We start from the raw sequence: 349 nt of genomic DNA, 5'->3' as shown, positions 1-349 counted from the left end.
GTTGCAATACTTGCACCTAACGGAGATGTTTTCAAGAAACCTTTTAGAATAAAGCATGATGTTAGTGGCTTCAACCACTTATTAAAAGAAATTAAAAAAGTGGAAGAAGAGTTTAACATGAAAACGGCCATTTTCATGGAGTCCACTGGTGTGTACCACTTATCTCTTTTCCACTTTCTTAATAAAAACTTCGATAACACATTTGTTATCAATCCACTCGTTACTAAGTGTAACAAAAATGTGGATATAAGAAAAGTGAAAAATGATAAAAAAGATGCTTTATCTATTGCACAAATAGGAAAATTTCAAAATATTAAGCTTTCGCAGAGCGTTAGCATGGATATTTTCC

At 32.1% G+C, this 349-nt stretch carries 1 protein-coding gene; it reads left to right on the top strand.

What is annotated here, in order from left to right; translation table 11 throughout:
• Positions 1 to 349 (top strand): IS110 family transposase (locus ACQRD5_RS17270; RefSeq protein WP_427747125.1); only part of this gene is annotated, 349 nt, incomplete at both ends.

The sequence above is a fragment of the Clostridium sp. SGI.024 genome (genome assembly GCF_050315195.1).
Lineage (GTDB): Bacteria > Bacillota > Clostridia > Clostridiales > Clostridiaceae > Clostridium.
Note: the sequence above shows the minus strand (reverse complement) of the source record. Positions and strands in the feature narration are given on the sequence as shown.